The following is a 6,075-nucleotide window of genomic DNA, read 5'->3' as shown; positions in this document are numbered from 1 at the left end:
GGCGGGCGAGCTTGATGACGCTTTCCCCGCTTTCAGGCCCAAGACCGCAATCAACTACGAGCACCAGATCCCGTCCGACCACAATGCCGACGTTCGGTACGAGCGGGATCCGCTTGTCGGGCAAGACGAACACGCCCGGAGCCACCTCGGCCGGAAAACGCGCATCCACGATGGGCAAGGGTCGGTCCGGCACGGTTCGACCCATCTGCGCCGGCGCGTTGACCGGCTCATCGGCCTTCGCAACAACTGTTGTCATCAAGGAAGCAAGGCCACCGTACAAAGATAACTTAAGTAGCTCTCGCCGACTGGCGGTAGGAAATGCAGATTGCTGTAGAACGCCTGTCTTGAATAAGTCCATTGTGCCTACCTTTTTCGTTTCGGTGACAATCAATCAAAGCTATACGGCAATTATGCGCGGTTCTCTATGCGCGCTGCATCTTCTTCCTTGTCAGTGACTTAGCAGGATGCCATCAACCATGGCAACTGTGCCGTTATAGGAGGCGATATCGAGTTTGCTTCGATAATTGAGTATGGGAGCGGAAAGGACGGTTTGAAGGCCAACCATCCTGCTCCTCGGGCATATCTTTCGACCTTCCTTGAGAATGGCCAGTGGCGAGCTGCAGGACCCTTTGCAGACGATGCCGGGGCATTGTGTGCTGAGGCCGATTGGCCACCAGCGTCCGCACCGGCGCGACGTGGCATGGCGTTCCGTCGTGGCGCGCGCTTACCTTGATTCCCCTTCATTCCTACGCTTCAACCATTACGATCGGGAAAAGCCAGCGAGACACTCAGTCCGCCGCCCACAGCATTGGTGACTGAAAGTGCTCCGCCGTTGCGTCGCGTTAGTCTTCGCACAATTGCGAGCCCCAGCCCGGAATGCGCATCGCCTCCACGAGCGGCGTCCAGGCGCACGAACGGTTGAGTCGCTCGCTCAAGCTGTTCGTCGAGAATTCCGGGGCCGTGATCACGTAGTGTCAATGTAAAATTCCCGTCTTGTATGGACGTTGTGACTTCGACTGGCGGCTCCCCATAGGCCATGGCATTTTCCAGCAGGTTGGAGAGGATTCGGTCGATATCGACCAACGGTAATCTGAAATTGCTTCCCGCGTGAAGATCCAGCTTGAGCAGGGACTCTTCCTCGTCGTCGTCGGGTACGCTCCCATACTGACGCGCGCAGTAGGCATCGACCGAGATCAGTGGTGATCTGTCCGATTTATCACGCACGAAGTCAAGGAATTGCGTGATGATTCTCCCAAGCGATTCGGCGTCGCTGAGAAAACCCACGCGTTCTGCTCCGTCAGGCAGCAAATCTGCGCGTACGAGCATTCGTGTCAACGGTGTGCGTAGGTCGTGAGCGACGCCAGCCAACATCATGGCGCGTTCTTGGTCGTGCTCGCTGATCTGGCGAACCATCTCGTTAAAGTCGCTGATCAGTTCCGCCACCTCGCGCGGGCCGCTCGCGCTAACCACCGGCGCACTGATGCCCATACGGAATTCACGTGCCGCTTTTGCAAGGCGTCGCAGCGGCCGCTGAGCATCCCAGGTGCCAGCGGCCGCGACCAAGATAGCGAAGGCGAGCATCAAAGCCAGCGCGCTACGGACGCGACCAGCAGAAAAGGTGGCATCCGGTATTTCGAACCAGTTTTTGTCGCCCGCATAGTGAACCCATATTGTTCCTGCTCCGCCGGCTTGGATGACTTGGCTGCCCGCGGGTAAAAACCTGCGCAGCGCGTTCTCGAATAAGCCATAGGTTTCGCGCGGCGCAATCGAAGCGCCGTCAAAAGGTGTGTCTCGGGCTTCCAAATAACCGAATCCCAGCAAGTCGGCGATGCGCTTGGTGGCACCCAAACCGTCGGGCCTCGCCTGCTCAATCATCAGCAGATCATGATATGCATGTTCCGCGTGTTGAGAGTTCGCTTCACGGCCGAAAAGAAACAGCGACGCAGCGTATGACAGCACGAGGAGGCTCGTTGTCATCACTACAGCGCGACTGAAGAGGGTGTTAAGGCGAATCTTCACGTTCGATCTCACTTGGCACGAACATGTACCCGACGCCGCGCACCGTTTGAATCATGCAAGGTTGGGACGGGTCTTCTGTTAGCAATCGACGCAGCCGCCAGACAGACAGATCCATGCCTCGCTCGGTGATATCCGCATCGGGGCCGTACAACAGGTCGAGTAGCCGGCCGCGTGACAAGATTTCCATGGGACGAGTAACGAAGACTTCCAGTAGCGCATAACTCGCGTGAGGCAATTTCATCCGTTTGTCGTCGCAATAGAGTACACGAGCGCCAAGGTCCAGGCGAAACCTTCCAAACCAGTAAATGTCCTGGCGTGCGGGTGCGGCCGCCGGCATTCGACCCGAGTGGTGACGCAGCACCGCCTTGATACGTGCGAACAACTCCAGAGGCGTGAAAGGCTTGCCAATGAAGTCATCAGCGCCTAGCTCTAGACCGACCACGCGATCGACATCGTCTGCCAACGCTGTGAGCATGATAACTGGAATATCATCGCCCGAAGCGCGTAGATTTTTAAGCGCGGTTAGTCCATCGACTCCGGGCATCATGACATCTAAAATTACGATAGACGGTCGCTCAAGAGCTAGACGGTTCGCAAGATTGTTGGCATTGTGAAGGACCGAAAATTCGATACCGCGTTGCTGAAAAAACGCTCTCAACAGATCGCGCAAGCCCGCGTCGTCATCCACAAGCAAAACCTGAATTACGTCAATATTCATGCGCACACTCCCGTCCGTCCTGTTTAACGCGGACCCTCCGGCGCGCATTATGCACCGCTCGGCTCAATGGCGCGTTGCACACTGAAAAGTAATACTAATCTTCCTTCACCAGACTCAAGCGCGGAACCGTCCTTAGGTTATATGGCTCTTTGCGGAGGTGTCTGTAAGAGTAGCGTGAATCGGCACAGCAGACGTTCTTGCGTCAAAATCTCGGGACAGATGACGTATTGATACAGCGTACCGCGTCGTCCGTACGGTCTGTGCTTTGGCATCGCGACTAGCGGTGTGTACGCGACAGCAGAAAACCCCGTCTCCTCGGTTGCTCGAATCGTGCACAGAAGACGTCAGAAAGGTACTTCGCACGGGTATCACCTAGCGCGCCCAAGAGTAGCGCTTCCATCTTTGCCCGTAGGCGACCCAATGGGACGCGCCATCCGCTGCCAAGAGCATCGCAAAGGGGTCTAGCGGCATTGGAAGCCTTACTAAATGGCCTCGAAACGGCGCCCGTGCTTCGAAGATGCCAGTAGACCGCGCCCCGCGTTACAGGTTGAAGGCATGCCTTCCGCGGTATTGAGAATCGCTGCACGGATCTCCAGCGCTTGCGCTCTCGCGCGCCACATGCTTGTCAACCCATGCTCGCCGCGCATTCCTCGCAACGGATCGATCGCAATGTCATTGATGGATGATAGCGGGGTCGGAGACACGCTCCGTTTCCAGATTATTTCAAAATCTTTCGGATCGAAACTTAGAGGGTCAAGAATTTGATTACTCTTCTATTGCGTTCAACGACAGGGCACAACGTTCCAATCTACGGTCGCCGCTTACCGGTCCAGTGCAAGACCACGGCACCTAACGAAGCCGGGATTCACCAAAGTCTTGCACGAGGCTCATGGAGATCGCTTTGTCTCTATTCATTCGATTCAGTTTGCGGTTTTATAGTAAGTGATCGTACGTATTGAAATTTAATTTCGGAACCGTTGCTTCTGTCCTTGATTCACGAAGTGCTTTACGTTCAGGCTTGGTCGTCGCGTTTGACAACGGGAGACACAACGGGAAGTTTATCGACTCATCAAATCCTGACTCTCACCGCAATCATCTTCTAACTATTTGGAGAACATCATGAAAAACATTTTTATAGCATCGTTGTTGGTCATAAGCACGGCTCTTGTGGCTGGCCCCGCTCTCGCGAGTGGATATGGCCCGGCACCGTACTACAACCCGTTGGCCGGTGCACCTGCATCGCAGCGCGGTCTAAGTGCTGTGACAATTGCCGCTGAAACAAACACGCTTGAAGTATCTTACTCGGCATATGGCGGTGCGCCAGAATCCAAGGCAGTATCGTCCGTCGGCCATCAAGCGGACAAGACCGGATCAATGTTACCGGCCCAATGAATCGACGTGCGTGGTCACGGCGCAATTTAAAATTTGCGCCGGCGATGGACCCAAGGTTAGCGCACTTGTCGTGCAACAGAGAGCGCCTGTTTAGGTAACTCCCGTTTTGCCGTGACCAAGGAATAATTGCCGCGTCTTAAAATGAGGATTCGGCATTCCGAACAACCGCAATAGATGACCAGATCTCTTATCCGCTTAGCACTGCTCAGACGGATGACTTTCCAAGCCCGTTTTGTATGAGGCTCACGGAGTTACTTTGAGAAAACTTTCATGCTTGATTCAATGGGCTCAATCTACTATTGAGATAGGTAGTCCTACATTTCGGAATTTGACATACCGTTCGATCGTTCTGTTCGATGATCCACACAGTGCTTTAATTTTAGGTTTGGTCGCCGCGCTTACTTTAAGCGTCGCAGCCTGCGCCGTCGGCCCCGATTATAAGAAGTCGCCGGTTGCCGTTCCGAACTCGTTCAAGGAAGGCGCCAATTGGCAACGCGCACAGGCAAATCCGCAAGGATCTTTGTCCAGCACTTGGTGGCTCGAGTATCACGACGACACGCTGTCGCACTTAATCGAGCAATCTCTCAAAGTTAATCAGTCGATCGCCTCCGCTGAAGCGGCGTACGGACTTGCCAAGGCCACAGTGGACGCCAATACCGCCAGCCTGTTCCCTACGGTCACCGCAGGCATGTCAGGTACGCGTAGCGGCAACGGCGCGGCTGCCACTACGACCACCGGTCAAGCGACCGCAGGTGGGACGAGCGCGCCGACTAACCTCGTCAGTGCGAACGCAACAGCCAGTTGGGAACTCGACTTGTGGGGTCAAGTCCGCCGCGGGATTGAGTCGGCTAAAGCGAGCGCCCAGGCAAGCGATGCGGAACTCGCCGGGGAGCGTCTTTCCATTGCGACGAGCGTCGCTATGGACTATCTCGAGTTGCGGCAGGCGGACATAGACATCGCCTTTCTCACGCTCCAGCAACAGATCGATACTCGCATCCTTGACATGACGCGAGCCGGCTTTTCGCAAGGAACTCAGACGAACGACGATGTGCTAACGGCACAAGACACGCTTGAAGTGGTGATTGCTGATTTGCAGACCACTGAGACTTCTCGCGAGCAGTACGAGCACGCGATTGCCGTATTGATCGATCAGCCGCCGGCGAGTTTTTCGCTAATGCCACAAACAGACTACTCATTTTCGACGCCCTCCATCCCGCTCGGTCTGCCTTCTCAACTGCTCGAGCGGCGCTATGACGTAGTGAGCGCAGAGCGCACTGCCGCCGCGGCCAATGCAAAAATTGGTGCGGCCGAAGCGGCGTTCTTTCCCGATCTGACGCTGTCTGCAGAGGGCGGCTTTGAGCGCAACACGTTGGCACATCTGTTCTCCGTGCCAAGCCGCTTCTGGACGCTCGGTCCTGAACTTGCGGGCACGATATTCGATGGGGGCGCACGTACAGCGGCGGTCCGTGAAGCAGAAGCCACCTATGACCAAGAGGTGGCGACTTATCGCGTAACAGTATTGACCGCTTTCCAGAACGTCGAGGACAGCTTGTCTTCATTGAACCACTTGAAGCAGCAAGAAACGGCGTACGCAAATGTCCTTCAGCGCAACCGGCAACTGTTCTCGAGTGAACAAGCTCAGTTGATGGCGGGAACGGCCAGTCAGCAAAGCGTATTGACGCAGCAGCTCACCCTTTTGCAGGCGGAACAAAGCATGACGGACACCCAAGCCTCCTTGGCTGAGAGCAGCGTCACGTTAGTCAAGAATCTGGGCGGGGGCTGGCAGTGGGATGACACAAAAGGTGGTGCGACGAATACGTCATCACCGGGGCAGCTAACGTCGGCGCAGACAGTGGAAACGCCATCTCAATGACCGACCTCTCCGGTGAAACGCGCGCCCCCTCAACTCAATTCCCGCCGACTGGGGCACCGCGGTCAACGTGCAG

4 protein-coding genes and 1 pseudogene are annotated in these 6,075 nt (G+C 55.8%); 2 read left to right on the top strand and 3 right to left on the bottom strand.

The features are described 5' to 3' along the window. From ACFFAR_RS22145 to ACFFAR_RS22135, 3 genes and pseudogenes are all read right to left on the bottom strand, one after another. A pseudogene (locus ACFFAR_RS22145) lies at positions 1 to 256 on the bottom strand (hypothetical protein); the annotation flags it as partial. A 497-nt stretch (positions 257 to 753) separates the two neighbouring features. Beyond that, positions 754 to 2,019, bottom strand: coding sequence for an ATP-binding protein (locus ACFFAR_RS22140; protein WP_174364655.1), 1,266 nt, complete (start codon positions 2,017 to 2,019; stop codon positions 754 to 756). Next, positions 2,003 to 2,737, bottom strand: a complete 735-nt coding sequence (locus tag ACFFAR_RS22135) for a response regulator (protein ID WP_174364656.1) — start codon at positions 2,735 to 2,737, stop codon at positions 2,003 to 2,005. The genes ACFFAR_RS22140 and ACFFAR_RS22135 overlap by 17 nt, the downstream gene beginning before the upstream one ends. A 1,119-nt stretch (positions 2,738 to 3,856) precedes the next feature. Between ACFFAR_RS22135 and ACFFAR_RS22130 the strand changes: the two genes are divergently transcribed. Further along, positions 3,857 to 4,129 carry a hypothetical protein gene (locus tag ACFFAR_RS22130; RefSeq protein ID WP_375508479.1) on the top strand — a complete coding sequence of 91 codons (273 nt, stop codon included), beginning with the start codon at positions 3,857 to 3,859 and terminating at the stop codon, positions 4,127 to 4,129. A 256-nt stretch (positions 4,130 to 4,385) separates the two neighbouring features. Beyond that, on the top strand, positions 4,386 to 6,002 hold the full coding sequence (locus ACFFAR_RS22125; RefSeq protein ID WP_375508478.1) for an efflux transporter outer membrane subunit: 1,617 nt from the start codon (positions 4,386 to 4,388) through the stop codon (positions 6,000 to 6,002). Positions 6,003 to 6,075 lie beyond the last annotated feature (73 nt).

It is taken from the genome of uncultured Caballeronia sp. (genome assembly GCF_964243625.1).
GTDB lineage: Bacteria > Pseudomonadota > Gammaproteobacteria > Burkholderiales > Burkholderiaceae > Caballeronia.
The sequence above is the reverse complement of the archived record's forward strand: the minus strand, read 5'-3'. Positions and strand labels throughout refer to the sequence as shown.